The following is a 15,552-nucleotide window of genomic DNA, read 5'->3' as shown; positions in this document are numbered from 1 at the left end:
GAGGGAAAGCCCGCCCCCTGCAAGGGCAAGTGCTTTTCGTGGCTGCTCAAAATATTTTGAGCGGCTGAAAAGACATCTTGCTATGTTCAGGTGAACATAAAAATCCGTCAGGGGACGGATTGGGAAAATACCTTTCAGGACTCCGGGCCGCGCGTCATCGGCGAACCCTGCTGTCCGGGTGCAAAGTTACGCCCTTAAAGCGGTATCGGACAGATGCTTGACCCGGTCAATGACTGCCAACCGGCGCAACGTGCCGCCACTTGCCGGAGAAGTGATACAGGTTCCAAAATATACTTGTTTATTTGCAGCATGATTCAAGAAACGAACGATTTGAAGATATGATAAACGGAACATTCAAATACCCGGAAATCCGCTTCTTCGGATACTTGCCGAAACGGATACCCGAACCGTCGGAAACCCGGTTCTCCGACAATTCGGTGACGTATGGATTCAATGACTTCATGACGCAATGTCGTCAATCACCATTTGTCCGACGCACCGCTTCACCACAGAACCGGATACGCGACGACCCGCCTGCGTGTGTAGTCACGGAAGCGGATGGTGCGACAGCCAAATCCGTATGGAAACAGAAAAACAAATCATCAACAATTAAAATAAATGGAACTATGAGTAAGGAAATCTTCGTTGCATTCGCAACACAGAAAGGTGGCATCGGCAAATCCACTGTCACGGCACTTGCCGCCAGCTACCTGCACAACGTGAAAGGCTACAATGTCGCCGTCGTGGACTGCGACGACCCGCAGCACAGCATCCACGGGCTGCGCGAACACGAAATGGGGCTTATCGACAGCAGCACCTACTTCAAGGCTCTCGCTTGCGACCATTTCCGCCGGATCAAAAAGAACGCCTACACCATCGTCAAAAGCAATGCGGTGAACGCCCTCGACGATGCCGAGAGGATGATTGCCACTGAGGACGTGAAACCCGACGTGGTGTTCTTCGACATGCCCGGCACACTCCGAAGCAACGGCGTGATAAAGACGCTCTCGCAGATGGACTACATTTTCACTCCGCTGAGTGCCGACCGCTTTGTCGTGGAGAGTACCCTGAAATTCGTCACGATGTTCCGCGACAGGCTGATGACTACCGGACAGGCGAAAACAAAGGGGCTGCATCTGTTCTGGACGATGGTGGACGGCAGGGAGAGGAACGACTTGTACGGCATCTACGAGGAAGTGATAGCCGAAATGGGCTTTCCGGTACTTTCCACCCGCTTGCCCGACAGCAAGAAGTTCCGCCGTGACCTTTCGGAAGAGCGCAAGAGCGTTTTCCGCTCCACCATCTTCCCGATGGACACGGCACTGCTGAAAGGGAGTGGCATCCGGGAGTTTTCCGAAGAGATAAGCGACATCATCAGACCGCAGTGAGCATGGGCAGCAGGAAAGTGAACACGGAAGGCATCGACGAGGAACTGCTGTTAGCCTCCATCGGGCGGCGCACACAGGACGGGACACTGCGCCCCGCACAGGAAGTACCCGCAGCTGCACCGACCGAAGAGGACACCGCCGCACCGGAACCATCTCCTGTGCAACCCGTAACACGGGAAAAAGCGCAGAGGGAAAGTGGACGCCGGAAAAGGCAGGACGAGGACTACAACGAGCTATTCCTGCGCCGCAACGAGATAAAGACCCGCCAATGTGTCTATATCAGCCGTGACGTCCACGGCAAGATCCTCAGAATCGTGAACGACATCGCCGGAGGGGAAATCTCAGTAGGCGGATATGTGGATACCGTGCTGCGCCAGCATCTGGAACAGCACAAGGAGAGAATCAACGAACTGTACAAGAAACAACGTGAAGATCTGATTTGAAAATGGAAAAAGAAATGACACCGAATGAAAAAAGACCACAGCAAGACTGCGGAGGTATGTTTACCCAAGTGCAGGCGAGTGTGGAAATACTGTCGCCTGTCCCGGTAAGCGGCAAATGCAGTGAGAAGGACTATGAACGCCTGTTCATCCGCGACCCGGAAGTAAAGGCACGTGAGGGGAAGATGGCGTATGTGCGCCCGGAGTACCACGAGCGTATCATGCGTATCACCCGTGTAATCGGGCATGACCGGCTTACGCTGTCCGCTTACATCGACCATGTGCTGACGCACCACTTCAACCAGTGCGAAGATGCGATAAAGAGCCTTTATGCCCGAAATTACAATTCAGTATTCTAACCAAAAACGGAAGGATATGAATTACACAATCAGCATGACAGACATTCTGCTGGCGGTATCGGTCGGCTGCAACCTCTGGTTCCTGTTCCTGCTCCTTTACGAGCGCATCATGGACACGCGGATTGTCCGCTTCTTCAAGGGCATTGTCGGATTATGGCGGTCACTGGACGGGAATGAGGCTAAACGCATAGCGGCACACGAGGAAGTCCCTGCGGAAAAGGCGGACATCATCGGCAAGAGCCGTTTCAGGATGGCATCCACCCGGACAACCGCTGCCATACCGACGCAAGAAGCCGCCACTATTGAAAAAGGCATTGAGCTGTCGGAGGAAGAGGCTACTTTTGACGACGGAAAAACGGGAAACGCATCCCGCCCGGCACAAGTCCCGGAGGAAAAACTCGATGAGACCTTCACGAGCATACCGCCGGAGGAACTGGGATACGGGGACGACGAACCGGAAGAGGACGCCTCGGACACGCCACGGGCTTCGGGCAGCAGCTTTGACGAGATTGACGACGCCTGCAAGACCGCCAAAAACCCGGACGCGACACAGGCGGAACGTGAAAAGGCGGCTAAGGTGTTCACCGACATGGAGGGCACGGAGTTGTACGAGAAAATGATGGAAGGCTCTTCGGAGATAGGCATCCGCATCAAGGGGCTTATCGAGATTCGGCTGAAGAAATCTGAAAAGGAGTTCGTCGTGCCGGACAACATCGAGGAGTTCGACATTCGCAACTATGTATGACAACAATAAAAGAAATGAACATGAAAGAATGACATCAACCCACGCGGCGAGGAAACGCAAGGCGCATCCCCATCCGCAACGGACACGCCCACGTCCGTGGAAACAAACGGGCATCCACTAAAACCAAAGTAAAGAAACAAAGTATCAACCGCCCGACAAAGGACCATCCACCCTTTTGACGGCAAAAAACAAGAACAGTTTATGAACAAGAACATCTTGAAAAACAGAAAAGCAATCCTCTCCGCGGCACTTGTCATCGCCGCAACCGCCTCCGCTTTCGCGCAGGGAAACGGCATCGCGGGCATCAACGAAGCCACCTCTATGGTGAGTTCTTATTTCGACCCCGGAACTAAACTGATATACGCCATCGGTGCAGTCGTCGGGCTTATCGGGGGCGTAAAAGTGTACGGCAAGTTTTCATCGGGCGACCCCGACACCAGCAAGACAGCCGCCTCGTGGTTCGGCGCGTGCATCTTCCTGATTGTTGCCGCCACCATCCTGCGCTCATTCTTCCTTTAATAAATAATGTATGGCTGAATACCCAATCAACAAGGGTATCGGCCGTCCGGTAGAGTTCAAGGGCTTGAAGGCACAGTACCTCTTCATCTTCTGCGGAGGTCTGCTGGCTCTCTTCGTCCTGTTCGTCATCCTCTACATGGTCGGTATCGACCAGTGGATATGTATCGGCTTCGGCGCGGCATCGTCCTCCCTCCTTGTATGGCAGACCTTCGCGCTGAACGCCCGGTACGGTGAACACGGGCTGATGAAATTAGGAGCGGCACGGAGCCATCCCCGATACCTTATCAACCGGCGGCGGATAACCCGTCTGTTCAAACGACAACGAAAGGAAGAAAGACAATGAGGAATACATCGAAAATGACAACACTGGAAAACAGGTTCCCACTTTTAGCGGTGGAGCATGGCTGCATCATCTCAAAGGACGCCGACATCACGGTGGCTTTCGAGGTGGAACTACCGGAACTTTACACCGTGACGGGTGCGGAGTACGAGGCGATACACAGTTGCTGGTGCAAGGCTATCAAGGTGCTGCCGGACTACTCCGTCGTCCACAAACAGGACTGGTTCATCAAGGAACGCTACAAACCGGAGCTTCAGAAGGACGACATGAGCTTTTTAAGCCGCTCTTTCGAGCGTCACTTCAACGAGCGTCCGTACCTGAAACACACCTGCTACCTCTACCTGACCAAGACAACAAAGGAGCGTAACCGGATGCAGAGCAATTTCAGCACGCTGTGCCGGGGACATATCATCCCGAAGGAGCTGGACAGGGAAACCACGACCAAGTTCTTGGAAGCCTGCGAACAGTTCGAGCGCATCATGAACGACAGCGGGCTTGTCAGGCTGCGCCGCCTCTCCACCGATGAGATTGTGGGTACTGAGGGAAAGACGGGACTTATTGAACGCTACTTCTCGCTCATGCCGGAAGGTGACACCACCTTGCAGGACATCGAGCTTTCGGCAAGGGAGATGCGCATCGGCGACAACCGCCTGTGTCTGCACACCCTCTCCGACGCGGAAGACCTGCCGGGCAAGGTGGCTACCGACACCCGTTACGAGAAGCTCTCCACCGACCGGAGTGACTGCCGACTGTCATTCGCCTCCCCGGTGGGGCTTCTGCTCTCCTGCAACCATATCTACAACCAGTATGTGCTGATAGACAACAGTGAGGAAACCTTGCAGAAGTTCGAGAAGTCCGCCCGTAACATGCAGTCGCTATCTCGCTATTCAAGGAGCAACAGCATCAACCGCGAGTGGATAGACCAATACCTGAACGAAGCCCATTCCTACGGACTGACCTCGGTACGGGCACACTTCAACGTCATGGCGTGGAGCGACGATGCGGAGGAACTGAAGCATATCAAGAACGACGTGGGCAGCCAGTTGGCAAGCATGGAATGCGTGCCGCGCCACAACACCATCGACTGCCCGACACTCTACTGGGCGGCGATACCCGGCAATGCGGCGGACTTCCCGGCGGAAGAGAGTTTCCACACCTTCATCGAACAGGCGGTGTGCCTGTTCACAGAGGAAACCAACTACCGCAGCTCGCTCTCGCCCTTCGGCATCAAGATGGTGGACAGGCTCACGGGAAAACCGCTGCACCTTGACATCTCCGACCTGCCCATGAAGCGAGGTATCACGACCAACCGCAACAAGTTCGTGCTGGGTCCTTCGGGCAGCGGCAAGTCTTTCTTCATGAACCACCTCGTGCGCCAATATTATGAGCAAGGCGCACATGTGGTATTGGTGGACACGGGAAACTCCTATCAGGGCTTGTGCGGCATGATCCGACGCAAGACAGGCGGAGCGGACGGTGTGTATTTCACCTACACGGAAGATAAGCCCATCAGCTTCAACCCGTTCTACACCGACGATTACATCTTCGACGTGGAGAAGAAGGACAGCATCAAGACCCTGTTGCTGACGCTCTGGAAGTCGGAGGACGACAAGGTGACAAAGACGGAGAGCGGCGAGCTGGGCAGTGCCGTGAGTGCCTATATTGAGCGCATCCAATCCGACCGTAGCATCGTGCCGTCGTTCAACACCTTCTACGAGTATATGCGTGACGACTACCGCAAGGAACTGGCACAGCGTGACATCAAGGTGGAGAAGTCCGACTTCAACATCGACAACATGCTCACCACCATGCGGCAGTATTACCGGGGCGGGCGTTACGATTTCCTGCTCAACTCCACGGAGAACATCGACCTGCTCGGCAAGCGGTTCATCGTCTTCGAGATAGATTCGATTAAAGAAAACCGCGAACTGTTCCCCGTCGTGACCATCATCATCATGGAAGCCTTCATCAACAAGATGCGGCGGCTGAAAGGCGTGCGGAAACAGCTTATCGTGGAAGAGGCTTGGAAGGCCCTCTCATCGGCGAACATGGCTGAATATCTGCGCTATATGTATAAGACGGTCAGAAAATATTACGGCGAGGCAATCGTGGTGACGCAGGAGGTGGACGACATTATCAGTTCTCCGGTGGTCAAAGAGAGCATTATCAACAACTCGGATTGTAAAATCCTGCTTGACCAAAGGAAATATATGAACAAGTTCGACCAGATACAGGCGTTGCTCGGACTGACGGAAAAGGAGAAGTCGCAGATACTCTCCATCAACATGGCGAACAACCCTTCACGGCTCTACAAGGAGGTGTGGATAGGCTTGGGCGGCACGCAGTCGGCGGTCTATGCCACGGAGGTCAGCGCGGAAGAGTATCTGGCGTACACCACCGAGGAAACGGAAAAAGTGGAGGTTTACCGTCTGGCGGAGAAGCTGGGCGACGACATCGAAGCCGCCATCCGGCAGCTTGCCGAAAGGCGGAGAAACAAGGAATAACTAAAAAACAGAATGTATCAACCAAAAAAGAAAAACGCGTATGAATTTACCAAAAGTGAAAATGCTGCAAGTCAGCAAGTGCCTTATCGGATTGGCGGTCATGATGCTGCAATCCTGCGACGTGGCCGACAACCGCCGCGACATGCTGTGCGGGAACTGGGAGAGCGTGGAGGGAAAACCTGACGTGCTTATCTACAAGGAGGGCGAAGCTACAAAGTGACGGTGTTCCGTCGTAGCGGTCTGCGCCGCAAGCTCAAGCCGGAAACCTATCTCTTGCAGGAGGAGAACGGCAACCTGTTCATGAACACCGGCTTCCGCATCGACGTGTCCTACAACGAGGCCACGGATGTGCTGACTTTCTCGCCAAACGGGGACTATGTGCGGGTGAAGCCGCAGCCGGGACATCCGACCGAAGAATAACAACCACTAAAATCCAAAGTAACATGAGAACAAGAATAACAATGATTATCTGCCTGTGCCTGCTTTTCGCGGGCAGGGCAAGCGCACAGTGGGTCGTAAGCGATCCGGGCAATCTAGCGCAGGGCATCATCAATGCCTCCAAAAACATCATCCATACCTCCAAGACCGCCACGAACATGGTGAGCAACTTTCAGGAGACGGTGAAAATCTATCAGCAGGGCAAGAAGTATTACGATGCCCTCAAATCGGTGAACAATCTGGTCAAGGACGCCCGCAAGGTGCAGCAGACCATCCTGATGGTGGGCGACATCACAGACATCTATGTGAACAGTTTCCAACGGATGCTCCGTGACGGGAATTTCAGACCCGAAGAGCTTTCCGCAATCGCTTTCGGCTACACGAAACTGCTGGAGGAAAGCAACGAAGTGTTGACGGAACTCAGGAACGTGGTGAACATCACCACGCTCTCCATGACCGACAAGGAGCGCATGGACGTGGTGGAACGCTGCCACTCGAAGATGAAGCGTTACCGCAACCTCGTGAGCTACTACACGAACAAGAACATCTCCGTGAGTTACCTGCGTGCGAAAAAGAAGAACGACCTCGACCGCATCATGGGGCTGTACGGGAACATGAACGAAAGATACTGGTAGCCTATGAAGTTCGACAACCTTCATCAGATTTTACGTTCACTTTATGAGCAGATGATGCCGCTGTGTGGGGACATGGCTGGTGTGGCGAAAGGCATCGCCGGGCTGGGTGCGCTGTTCTACGTCGCCTACCGGGTATGGCAGTCGCTGGCGAGAGCTGAACCGATAGACGTATTCCCGATGCTCCGTCCTTTTGCCATCGGTCTGTGCATCATGTTCTTCCCGACTGTGGTGCTGGGCACGATAAACAGCATCCTCTCACCCGTCGTACAGGGCACGGCAAAGATGCTGGAGGCGGAAACGCTGGACATGAACCGATACCGGGAGCAGAAGGACAAACTGGAATACGAGGCGATGGTACGCAACCCCGAAACCGCCTACCTCGTGTCCAACGAGGAATTTGACAAGCAACTGGAGGAACTCGGCTGGTCGCCCTCCGACATGGTGACGATGGCGGGAATGTATATCGACCGGGGAATGTACAACATGAAGAAGAGCATCCGCGACTTCTTCCGCGAGATACTCGAACTGCTGTTCCAAGCCGCCGCCCTCGTGATAGACACCGTCCGCACCTTCTTTCTCGTGGTGCTGGCGATTCTCGGTCCGATAGCCTTCGCCCTGTCGGTATGGGACGGTTTCCAAAACACGCTCACGCAGTGGATATGCCGCTATATACAGGTCTATCTGTGGCTACCGGTATCGGACATGTTCAGCACCATACTGGCGAAGATACAGGTTCTGATGCTGCAAAACGACATCGAGCGGATGCAGGCAGACCCGAACTTCTCGCTGGATTCGAGCGACGGGGTGTATATCGTATTCCTCTGCATCGGCATCATCGGCTACTTTACCATTCCCACCGTTGCGGGCTGGATTATCCAAGCCGGAGGCATGGGCGGTTACGGTCGCAACGTGAACCAGATGGCGGGACGAGCCGGAAGCATGGCGGGCAGCGTGGCGGGTGCAGCCGCAGGAAACGCAGTCGGACGTGTCGGCAAATTGCTGAAATAATCAATGTGCAATCATAAATTGGAAAATATAAATGGAATTCAAATCACTTAGAAACATCGAATCGTCGTTCAGGCAGATACGCCTGTTCGGTATCGTCTTCCTCTCGCTGTGCGCCGTGGTGACGGTGTGGAGCGTGTGGAACTCCTACCGTTTCGCAGAGAAGCAACGGGAGAAAATCTATGTGCTGGACAACGGCAAGAGCCTGATGCTCGCCTTGTCTCAGGATTTGTCGCAGAACCGCCCGGCGGAGGCACGGGAACATGTGCGCCGTTTCCACGAGATGTTCTTCACGCTATCACCTGAAAAAAGCGCGATTGAACACAACGTGAAACGTGCCTTGCTGCTGGCGGACAAGAGCGTGTACCACTATTATTCGGACTTCGCGGAGAAGGGGTACTACAACCGCATCATCGCCGGGAACATCAACCAAGTGCTGAAGGTGGACAGCGTGGTGTGCGACTTCAACGCCTATCCCTACCGTGCCGTGACCTACGCCACACAGAAAATCATCCGGCAGAGCAACGTCACCGAGCGCAGCCTCGTGACCACCTGCCGCCTGCTGAACGCATCGCGGTCGGATGACAACCCGAACGGTTTTACCATCGAGGGTTTCACCATCATTGAGAACAAGGATTTACAGACTATCAAACGGTAACAGGACATGAAAAGTATCAGAAAATCAATGTGGGGCATGTATTGGAAACTCCACGACAAACGGAAACGCTTGGCGGCAAGTCTCAAAGGGTATCTGGACGGCTTGCCGCCGGAAACACGCCGCCGCATCGTGCTGGGGATGTTCGCCGCCTTCGCGGTGCTTGCCCTTTACACCTTCGGCAGAGCCGTCTATGACATCGGCAGGAACGACGGCTCACATATGGAAACGGGACACGCCGGACGGGTGGAACTGCCGACCCCGGCGGAAACAGGCAATCACTTAACACCTTATTTATATGGAACAGACAAAGAATGAACCGACGAAAGAGAACAAAGCTGCTCCCGAAACGGGGAAACCGAAAAAGGAGCGCGAACCGCTGACAGAGGCGCAACGGCTGAAACGGCAGAAGATGATCGTGCTGCCCGCTATGGTGTTGGTGTTCATCGGGGCGATGTGGCTGATATTCGCCCCGTCCTCCGGCAAGGAGCAACCGCCGGGAACGGACGGATACAACACCGAGATGCCCGACGCTGACAAGGCGAACCGGCAGATTATCGGCGACAAGCTGAAAGCCTACGAGCATGGGGAGATGGAAGAGCGTCAGGAGAGCCGCAACCGTGCCATCGGGCAGCTGGGCGACATGTTCGACCGCGAGATAGCGGGAACGGAGAACGGAGTGGACTTCGACCTCGCCAATCCGGGCGGCAAGGAAGAAAGGGCAAAGCCAGCCACGCCGCAGACCATCCAGTCCTCCGCAGCCGCCTACCGTGACCTGAACGCCACGCTCGGAAACTTCTACGACCAGCCGAAAAACGACAATGCGGAGATGGACGAATTGTTGGAGCGCATCGCATCGCTGGAGTCGGAACTGGAAAGCGAGAGGGGCAAGGCTTCCTCTATGGACGAGCAGGTGGCTCTTATGGAGAAGTCCTACGAGCTGGCGGCAAAGTACATGGGCGGTCAGAACGGAGGACAGCCATCGGCGGAACAGAGGGCAGAGCCAACTACCGTGCAGAAAGGGAAGAAGAACAAGGCAATGCCTATCAGACAGGTGGAGCATCAAGTAGTTTCTTCACTCTCACAGCCTATGAGTAACGCGGAGTTTGTCGCCGCCTTATCGCAGGAACGCAACCGGGGTTTCAACACGGCTGTCGGCACGGCGGAGGTATTGGACAGGAACACCATACCGGCGTGCGTGCATGGGGCGCAGAGCGTGACGGACGGGCAGACGGTAAGGCTGCGCCTGCTGGAGCCTATGGCGGTGGCAGGCAGGACAATACCCCGGGGTGCGGTGGTGGTCGGCACGGGCAAGATACAGGGTGAGCGGCTCGACATCGAGATTACCTCGCTGGAATACGACGGCACGATTATCCCCGTGGAGCTTGCGGTCTATGACACGGACGGACAGCCCGGCATCTTCATCCCGAACTCGATGGAGATGAACGCCGTCCGGGAGGTCGCCGCCAACATGGGCGGCTCGCTGGGAAGCAGCATCAACATCTCCACCAATGCCGGGGCGCAGCTCGCCTCCGACTTGGGCAAGGGGCTGATACAAGGCACGAGCCAGTACATCGCCAAAAAGATGCGAACCGTCAAGGTGCATCTGAAAGCCGGGTACAGGGTCATGCTTTACCAAGAAAAATATTGAAAACAATAAAAATTACCACTAAAATCCAAAAGTAATGAGAAAAGTAATCATCATGTTTGCCCTCGCTATGGGCATCATAACTGCCAACGCGCAGGAGAATGTAACCGTTGAAACGACCAACGGAAGTGAACAACCGACCTTGACGAAGGAGGTCTATCCGCAGAAGGAGGCGGACGGCGACCTATATCACGGGCTGTCACGCAAGCTGACCTTCGACCGCATGATACCGCCGCACGGTCTGGAAGTGACCTACGACAAGACCGTCCACGTCATTTTTCCGGCGGAGGTGCGCTATGTCGATTTAGGCTCGCCCGACCTGATTGCCGGGAAAGCCGACGGAGCGGAGAACATCATCCGTGTGAAGGCTACCGTAAGGAATTTTCCCAACGAAACGAATATGTCCGTCATCACGGAGGACGGCAGTTTCTACACCTTCAACGTGAAGTACGCCGCCGAACCGCTGTTGCTCAACGTGGAGATGTGCGACTTCATCCATGACGGCAGCACGGTGAACCGCCCGAACAACGCGCAGGAAATCTATCTGAAAGAGCTGGGCAGCGAAAGCCCGATGCTGGTGCGCCTTATCATGAAGTCCATCCACAAACAGAACAAGCGCGAGGTGAAGCATATCGGCTGCAAGCGTTTCGGCATCCAATACCTGTTGAAAGGCATCTACACGCACAACGGCTTGCTTTATTTCCACACGGAGATAAAGAACCAGAGCAACGTGCCTTTCGATGTGGACTACATCACTTGGAAAATCGTGGACAAGAAGGTTGCGAAGCGTACTGCCGTGCAGGAGCAGATTATTCTGCCGCTCCGCGCGCAGAACTACGCCACCCTCGTGCCGGGCAAAAAGAGCGAGCGCACGGTCTTCACGATGGCGAAGTTCACCATCCCCGATGACAAGTGCCTCGTGGTGGAATTGAACGAGAAGAACGGCGGCCGTCACCAGTCCTTCGTGATTGAGAACGAGGATTTGGTACGCGCGGGTACCATCAACGAACTTCAAGTACGCTGACCATGAGAAAGTACATCGCAATAATCATCGCGTCGCTTGCCCTTTTACAGGGCAGGCGCACGCCCAGCGGTGTCTGCCGAAGATGCAGGGCATCGAGGTGAGGGCGGACATGGCGGACGGCTTCAATCTCGGCGGCAAGGACGGCGGGTACAGCTTCGGGGCGGCTCTCTCCACCTACACGAAGAAGGGGAACAAGTGGGTGTTCGGTGGCGAATACCTGTTGAAGAACAATCCCTACAAGGACACCAAGATACCCGTGGCGCAGTTCACGGCGGAGGGCGGCTATTACTTCAAGATACTGTCGGACGCCCGAAAGATTGTTTTCGTCTATGCCGGGGCTTCGGCTCTCGCCGGATATGAGGCGGTAAATTGGGGGAAGAAGGTGCTGCATGACGGCTCCACGCTGCACGACCGGGACGCCTTCATCTACGGCGGTGCGCTGACGCTCGATGTGGAGTGTTACGTGGCAGACCGTATCGCCCTGCTTGCCAACCTGCGGGAGCGTTGCCTTTGGGGTGGCGACACACGGAAGTTCCACACGCAGTTCGGGGTCGGTATCAAGTTCATCATCAACTGACACGGGCATGGAAAGGACGGAAATAGATGCTGTCAGAAGGATGCCGCTTGCGGATTTTCTCGCACGGCTGGGGCATGAGCCTGTCAGAAGGAGCGGTAACGAGCTGTGGTATCTTGCCCCGTACAGGGGCGAGCGCACATCCTCTTTCCGTGTGAACGTGGCGAAACAGCTCTGGTACGACTTCGGTTTGGGCAAGGGCGGCGACATCTTCACGCTTGCCGGGGAGTTTCTGCAAAGCGATGACTTCATGAAGCAAGCGAAGTTCATAGCGGAAGCCGCCAATATGACGGTTGCCGGATGGGAAAAGCCCGTCTATCTCTCGAAGCCGACCGAATCCGTTTTTGAGGATGTGGAGGTCGCTCCGCTGCTCCGCTCACTGCTGACGGAGTATTTAGAGGAACGGGGCATCCCTTACGCCATCGCATCCCGTCACTGCTGCCGCTTGAACTACGGTGTGCGTGGGAAACGGTATTTTGCCGTTGGCTTTCCGAACATGGCAGGTGGCTATGAAGTCAGAAGCCGATATTTCAAGGGTTGCATACCTCCGAAGTCTGTATCACTGGTAAAGGCGAATGACATCCCGGCTGACGAGTGCCTCGTGTTCGAGGGCTTCATGGACTTTCTCTCTGCCGTGACGCTTGGTGTAACCGGTAACGCTGACTGTCTTGTGCTGAACTCAGTCGCCAACGTGGAGAAGGCGGCGGGATTGCTGGACGGATACGGGCGCATCGGCTGCTTCCTCGACCGTGACGAAGCCGGACGGCGGACGCTTGCCGCACTTACCATGCGATACGGGGAACGTGTCACCGACCGTTCCTCCCTCTATGACGGTTGCAAGGACTTGAACGAGTACCTGCAACTGACAACGAAAAAACAGAAAAACAACCATCTAAAAATCGAAGAACAATGAACATACTGAACAACAGAAACAAGAGAACATCAATATTCAAGGCAGTGGCGTTATGCCTGATAGCCGCCATGTCATTCACCCTCGTGTCATGTGACGATGACATGGACATCCAGCAGTCCTATCCCTTCACGGTGGAGGTCATGCCCGTGCCGAACAAGGTAGTAAAGGGGCAGACAGTGGAAATCCGCTGTGAACTGAAAAAGGAGGGCGACTTTTCGGGTACGCTCTATACCATCCGCTATTTCCAGTTCGAGGGGGAAGGCTCGCTCAAAATGGATAACGGCATCACCTTCCTGCCTAACGACCGCTACCTGCTGGAGAACGAAAAATTCCGCCTGTACTACACGGCGGCGGGTGATGAGGCGCATAATTTCATCGTGGTGGTGGAGGATAACTTTAGCAACTCCTACGAACTGGAATTTGACTTCAACAACAGGAATGTAAAGGACGACGATCTTACCATCGTTCCCATCGGCAACTTCAGCCCCTTGTTGAATGATGCGTGTATTCATGACAATGCTCTGTTCACTTCTGACGGTCTGTTCTGTGTCCGCGCAGATCAGCCGCCAAGAGGGAACGGACGGGCAGGCGGCAATCTACCGACTGCCGCTTATGGAACGTGCTTTTTTATGCTGCCGCTACTTTGAAGGCTGGCACTCAGAAAAACACTACCCATACGTCGGTTGGGGTCACAAACTTTTGCCAAACGAGAAGTATTCGGCACGAACCATGACAAAACGGGATGCGGATGAACTTTTGCGGAAAGACCTGCGCAAATTTGTCGCCATGTTCCGTAAATTCGGGGTTGATTCGATTTTGCTTGGCACGTTAGCTTACAATGTGGGACCGGCGAAGCTGTTAGGCAGCAAAACAATCCCCAAAAGCACCTTAATCAAGAAGCTGGAAGCTGGTGACAGGAACATCTACCGTGAGTATATAGCCTTCTGCAACTACAAAGGAAAACGCCACGCCATGCTGCTCAAACGGAGAAAGGCGGAGTTTGCGCTGTTGTATATCCCATAAAAGGACTGACAAAACTGGCAAAAGACGTGCCATATTTAACTTGGCACGTCTTTTGCTCTATCACTTGATAGATTATCGTAGGATTTTCTCGTTAATTGACATCGTTGAGCCATTTTTGCCTATCGGTTTCCAAATAACACTTCAAGTTGTAAGTGTTGTGAGAGCAATACAAAACATAGTTATTAACCATAAAAAGTATAGCGAAATTATGAAGAAAGTATTTAGGAAAATTCAGAAAGGAACAACAAAAATGATTGAACGTATCAAATCGTTGGGGGAAATGGAGACGAAGCAGAAATGTGTAGTTCAACGGTTCGAGATTATCATTCCCCTCCACCAAAAAATAACGACCCAATATATAGCCTCCGCAAGTTTTACTTGCGGATTTTTTAGTTATCGCAGATTGGACAAAGGTTTCTTTGCTACTTTCTTTGTCCGCCATCATGCTCACTGAAAGAAAGTAGGGCGGCTCTCGCCGCCCCGCCACTCAAAAGCGTGTGTAAAGTCCCGTCACCATCGTGAACATTTCCTCCAGCATATCAAAATAGATACCCTCGTGTACGGCAATGTCCTTTGTCTTGCACTCAAAGGTCTTTTTGCTGAACGTCCTGCGGTAGAAGCGCATATTGTAGAGGTCTGCCCCTTCGTCATAGATGATGTCAAGGCGGTTGGCACTTGTTTTGTTCCTTGCAAGGCTCATCCGTAAGCCGTTGCCCATATCTATGAAATCACGGCTACCTGTCATGGCGGTGAAGCGTTTTCCGCCTATCTGCTGTAATATCGTCTTGGCTATCATATCTTTTGTTTTTAGGGTTTTAAGTATTGGCGGTGCGGACACCGCCATCCCGTTCAAAATTCTCGCATTTCGGAAATGGGGGTCTGCCGTTGTAGCCACTCTTTCACACATTCCATATTGTACTCGCTCGTGATGACTGCCGTATGGCTGTCGGTGGCGGTGAAACGTGTGCTTTCGTAATCATCTATCCACCCCTTGAGGGTGTCCGTTCCCCACGCTCCGGTATCGTCAAAGATACCGTCCAATGCCGTGATAGGTTCGCTGAACTTGACTATCAGCGTTTGATAGGTCGTGTTCATAGTCTGTCCTCCTTTCCCTTCTTTGCGTTCAGCCACTTGTCCCGTGCGGCTCGGCACTCGTCCAACGTGGGTTTGACACAAGAGAACAATTCTCTGTCTATGGGGTGGCGGTAGTCGTACTGCACAAGTGTCCGCCTGCGTCTTCCGATACCCGATTGGAAACGCTCGTATTTCTCCGTACCTGCTTCCGCGCAGGTGCTTACTCCGTTGATGGTCATTCGTGTTGTCATAATGTTGCTTTTTAGAT

20 protein-coding genes and 3 pseudogenes are annotated in these 15,552 nt (G+C 53.9%); 19 read left to right on the top strand and 4 right to left on the bottom strand.

Annotated features, from left to right (window positions below; all coding sequences use genetic code 11):
- Window positions 1-298 precede the first annotated feature (298 nt).
- Window positions 299-463, bottom strand: coding sequence for a hypothetical protein (locus tag DXA15_RS26575; protein WP_196029218.1), 165 nt, complete (start codon window positions 461-463; stop codon window positions 299-301).
- Here DXA15_RS26575 and DXA15_RS14265 point away from each other — a divergent pair.
- The 19 genes and pseudogenes from DXA15_RS14265 (at window position 462) to DXA15_RS28035 (ending at window position 14,664) form a co-directional block, all read left to right on the top strand.
- A complete protein-coding gene (locus tag DXA15_RS14265) occupies window positions 462-1,388 on the top strand; it encodes a ParA family protein (protein WP_005783105.1) in 927 nt (308 codons plus the stop codon). The two genes, DXA15_RS26575 and DXA15_RS14265, sit on opposite strands and share 2 nt — an antisense overlap.
- Window positions 1,389-1,390: 2 nt before the next feature.
- Window positions 1,391-1,831 carry a DUF3408 domain-containing protein gene (locus DXA15_RS14260; protein WP_004291503.1) on the top strand — a complete coding sequence of 147 codons (441 nt, stop codon included), beginning with the start codon at window positions 1,391-1,393 and terminating at the stop codon, window positions 1,829-1,831.
- Between the two features lie 2 nt (window positions 1,832-1,833).
- A complete protein-coding gene (locus tag DXA15_RS14255; protein WP_004291505.1) occupies window positions 1,834-2,187 on the top strand; it encodes a DUF3408 domain-containing protein in 354 nt (117 codons plus the stop codon).
- Between the two features lie 16 nt (window positions 2,188-2,203).
- Window positions 2,204-2,932, top strand: coding sequence for a hypothetical protein (locus DXA15_RS14250; RefSeq protein ID WP_004304280.1), 729 nt, complete (start codon window positions 2,204-2,206; stop codon window positions 2,930-2,932).
- Between the two features lie 201 nt (window positions 2,933-3,133).
- The gene (locus DXA15_RS14245) at window positions 3,134-3,451 is read left to right on the top strand and encodes a DUF4134 domain-containing protein (protein WP_002560983.1); all 318 of its coding nucleotides are present in this window, start codon (window positions 3,134-3,136) and stop codon (window positions 3,449-3,451) included.
- A 10-nt stretch (window positions 3,452-3,461) separates the two neighbouring features.
- Window positions 3,462-3,794: a DUF4133 domain-containing protein gene (locus tag DXA15_RS14240; protein ID WP_004291514.1), complete on the top strand. Its 333-nt coding sequence runs from the start codon at window positions 3,462-3,464 to the stop codon at window positions 3,792-3,794.
- Complete coding sequence (locus DXA15_RS14235; protein ID WP_004291515.1) at window positions 3,791-6,295, top strand: TraG family conjugative transposon ATPase; 2,505 nt, start codon at window positions 3,791-3,793, stop codon at window positions 6,293-6,295. Before DXA15_RS14240 ends, DXA15_RS14235 begins: the two co-directional genes overlap by 4 nt.
- A gap of 40 nt (window positions 6,296-6,335) precedes the next feature.
- Window positions 6,336-6,715: pseudogene (locus tag DXA15_RS14230) on the top strand (DUF3876 domain-containing protein).
- 23 nt (window positions 6,716-6,738) lie between these two features.
- Window positions 6,739-7,368: a DUF4141 domain-containing protein gene (locus DXA15_RS14225; RefSeq protein ID WP_004304283.1), complete on the top strand. Its 630-nt coding sequence runs from the start codon at window positions 6,739-6,741 to the stop codon at window positions 7,366-7,368.
- Window positions 7,369-7,371: 3 nt separating this feature from the next.
- On the top strand, window positions 7,372-8,376 hold the full coding sequence (gene traJ / locus DXA15_RS14220) for a conjugative transposon protein TraJ (protein WP_004291518.1): 1,005 nt from the start codon (window positions 7,372-7,374) through the stop codon (window positions 8,374-8,376).
- 31 nt (window positions 8,377-8,407) lie between these two features.
- Window positions 8,408-9,031 carry a conjugative transposon protein TraK gene (gene traK, locus DXA15_RS14215; RefSeq protein WP_004291519.1) on the top strand — a complete coding sequence of 208 codons (624 nt, stop codon included), beginning with the start codon at window positions 8,408-8,410 and terminating at the stop codon, window positions 9,029-9,031.
- 6 nt (window positions 9,032-9,037) lie between these two features.
- Window positions 9,038-9,346, top strand: a complete 309-nt coding sequence (locus tag DXA15_RS25535; RefSeq protein WP_004291520.1) for a TraL conjugative transposon family protein — start codon at window positions 9,038-9,040, stop codon at window positions 9,344-9,346.
- The gene (gene traM / locus DXA15_RS14210) at window positions 9,327-10,679 is read left to right on the top strand and encodes a conjugative transposon protein TraM (RefSeq protein WP_004291521.1); all 1,353 of its coding nucleotides are present in this window, start codon (window positions 9,327-9,329) and stop codon (window positions 10,677-10,679) included. Before DXA15_RS25535 ends, traM begins: the two co-directional genes overlap by 20 nt.
- Window positions 10,680-10,713: 34 nt before the next feature.
- Window positions 10,714-11,700, top strand: a complete 987-nt coding sequence (traN, locus tag DXA15_RS14205; RefSeq protein WP_004291522.1) for a conjugative transposon protein TraN — start codon at window positions 10,714-10,716, stop codon at window positions 11,698-11,700.
- Window positions 11,701-11,702: 2 nt separating this feature from the next.
- Window positions 11,703-12,277: pseudogene (locus tag DXA15_RS14200) on the top strand (conjugal transfer protein TraO).
- 7 nt (window positions 12,278-12,284) lie between these two features.
- Entirely contained in the window at window positions 12,285-13,187 is a 903-nt protein-coding gene (locus DXA15_RS14195) for a toprim domain-containing protein (protein WP_004291524.1), read from the top strand.
- Window positions 13,184-13,681: pseudogene (locus tag DXA15_RS14190) on the top strand (DUF3872 domain-containing protein); the annotation flags it as partial. The gene DXA15_RS14195 and the pseudogene DXA15_RS14190, both read left to right, overlap by 4 nt.
- A gap of 1 nt (window position 13,682) precedes the next feature.
- Window positions 13,683-14,210 (top strand): hypothetical protein, encoded by a 528-nt coding sequence (locus DXA15_RS14185; RefSeq protein ID WP_004291526.1) that lies wholly within the window; start codon window positions 13,683-13,685, stop codon window positions 14,208-14,210.
- A 64-nt stretch (window positions 14,211-14,274) separates the two neighbouring features.
- A complete protein-coding gene (locus tag DXA15_RS28035; protein WP_004291527.1) occupies window positions 14,275-14,664 on the top strand; it encodes a hypothetical protein in 390 nt (129 codons plus the stop codon).
- A gap of 33 nt (window positions 14,665-14,697) precedes the next feature.
- On the opposite strand, the gene DXA15_RS14175 is transcribed toward DXA15_RS28035, so the two are convergent.
- The 3 genes from DXA15_RS14175 to DXA15_RS14165 are packed head-to-tail and all read right to left on the bottom strand — an operon-like array spanning window position 14,698 to window position 15,535.
- Window positions 14,698-15,006: a hypothetical protein gene (locus tag DXA15_RS14175; protein WP_004304290.1), complete on the bottom strand. Its 309-nt coding sequence runs from the start codon at window positions 15,004-15,006 to the stop codon at window positions 14,698-14,700.
- Window positions 15,007-15,059: 53 nt separating this feature from the next.
- Window positions 15,060-15,362, bottom strand: coding sequence for a hypothetical protein (locus DXA15_RS14170; RefSeq protein WP_005783104.1), 303 nt, complete (start codon window positions 15,360-15,362; stop codon window positions 15,060-15,062).
- The gene (locus DXA15_RS14165) at window positions 15,302-15,535 is read right to left on the bottom strand and encodes a DUF3873 domain-containing protein (RefSeq protein ID WP_004304291.1); all 234 of its coding nucleotides are present in this window, start codon (window positions 15,533-15,535) and stop codon (window positions 15,302-15,304) included. The genes DXA15_RS14170 and DXA15_RS14165 overlap by 61 nt, the downstream gene beginning before the upstream one ends.
- Window positions 15,536-15,552 lie beyond the last annotated feature (17 nt).

Origin of the sequence: Parabacteroides sp. AM58-2XD (assembly GCF_003463685.1) — a bacterium.
Taxonomy (GTDB): domain Bacteria; phylum Bacteroidota; class Bacteroidia; order Bacteroidales; family Tannerellaceae; genus Parabacteroides; species Parabacteroides segnis.
Note: the sequence above shows the minus strand (reverse complement) of the source record. Positions and strands in the feature narration are given on the sequence as shown.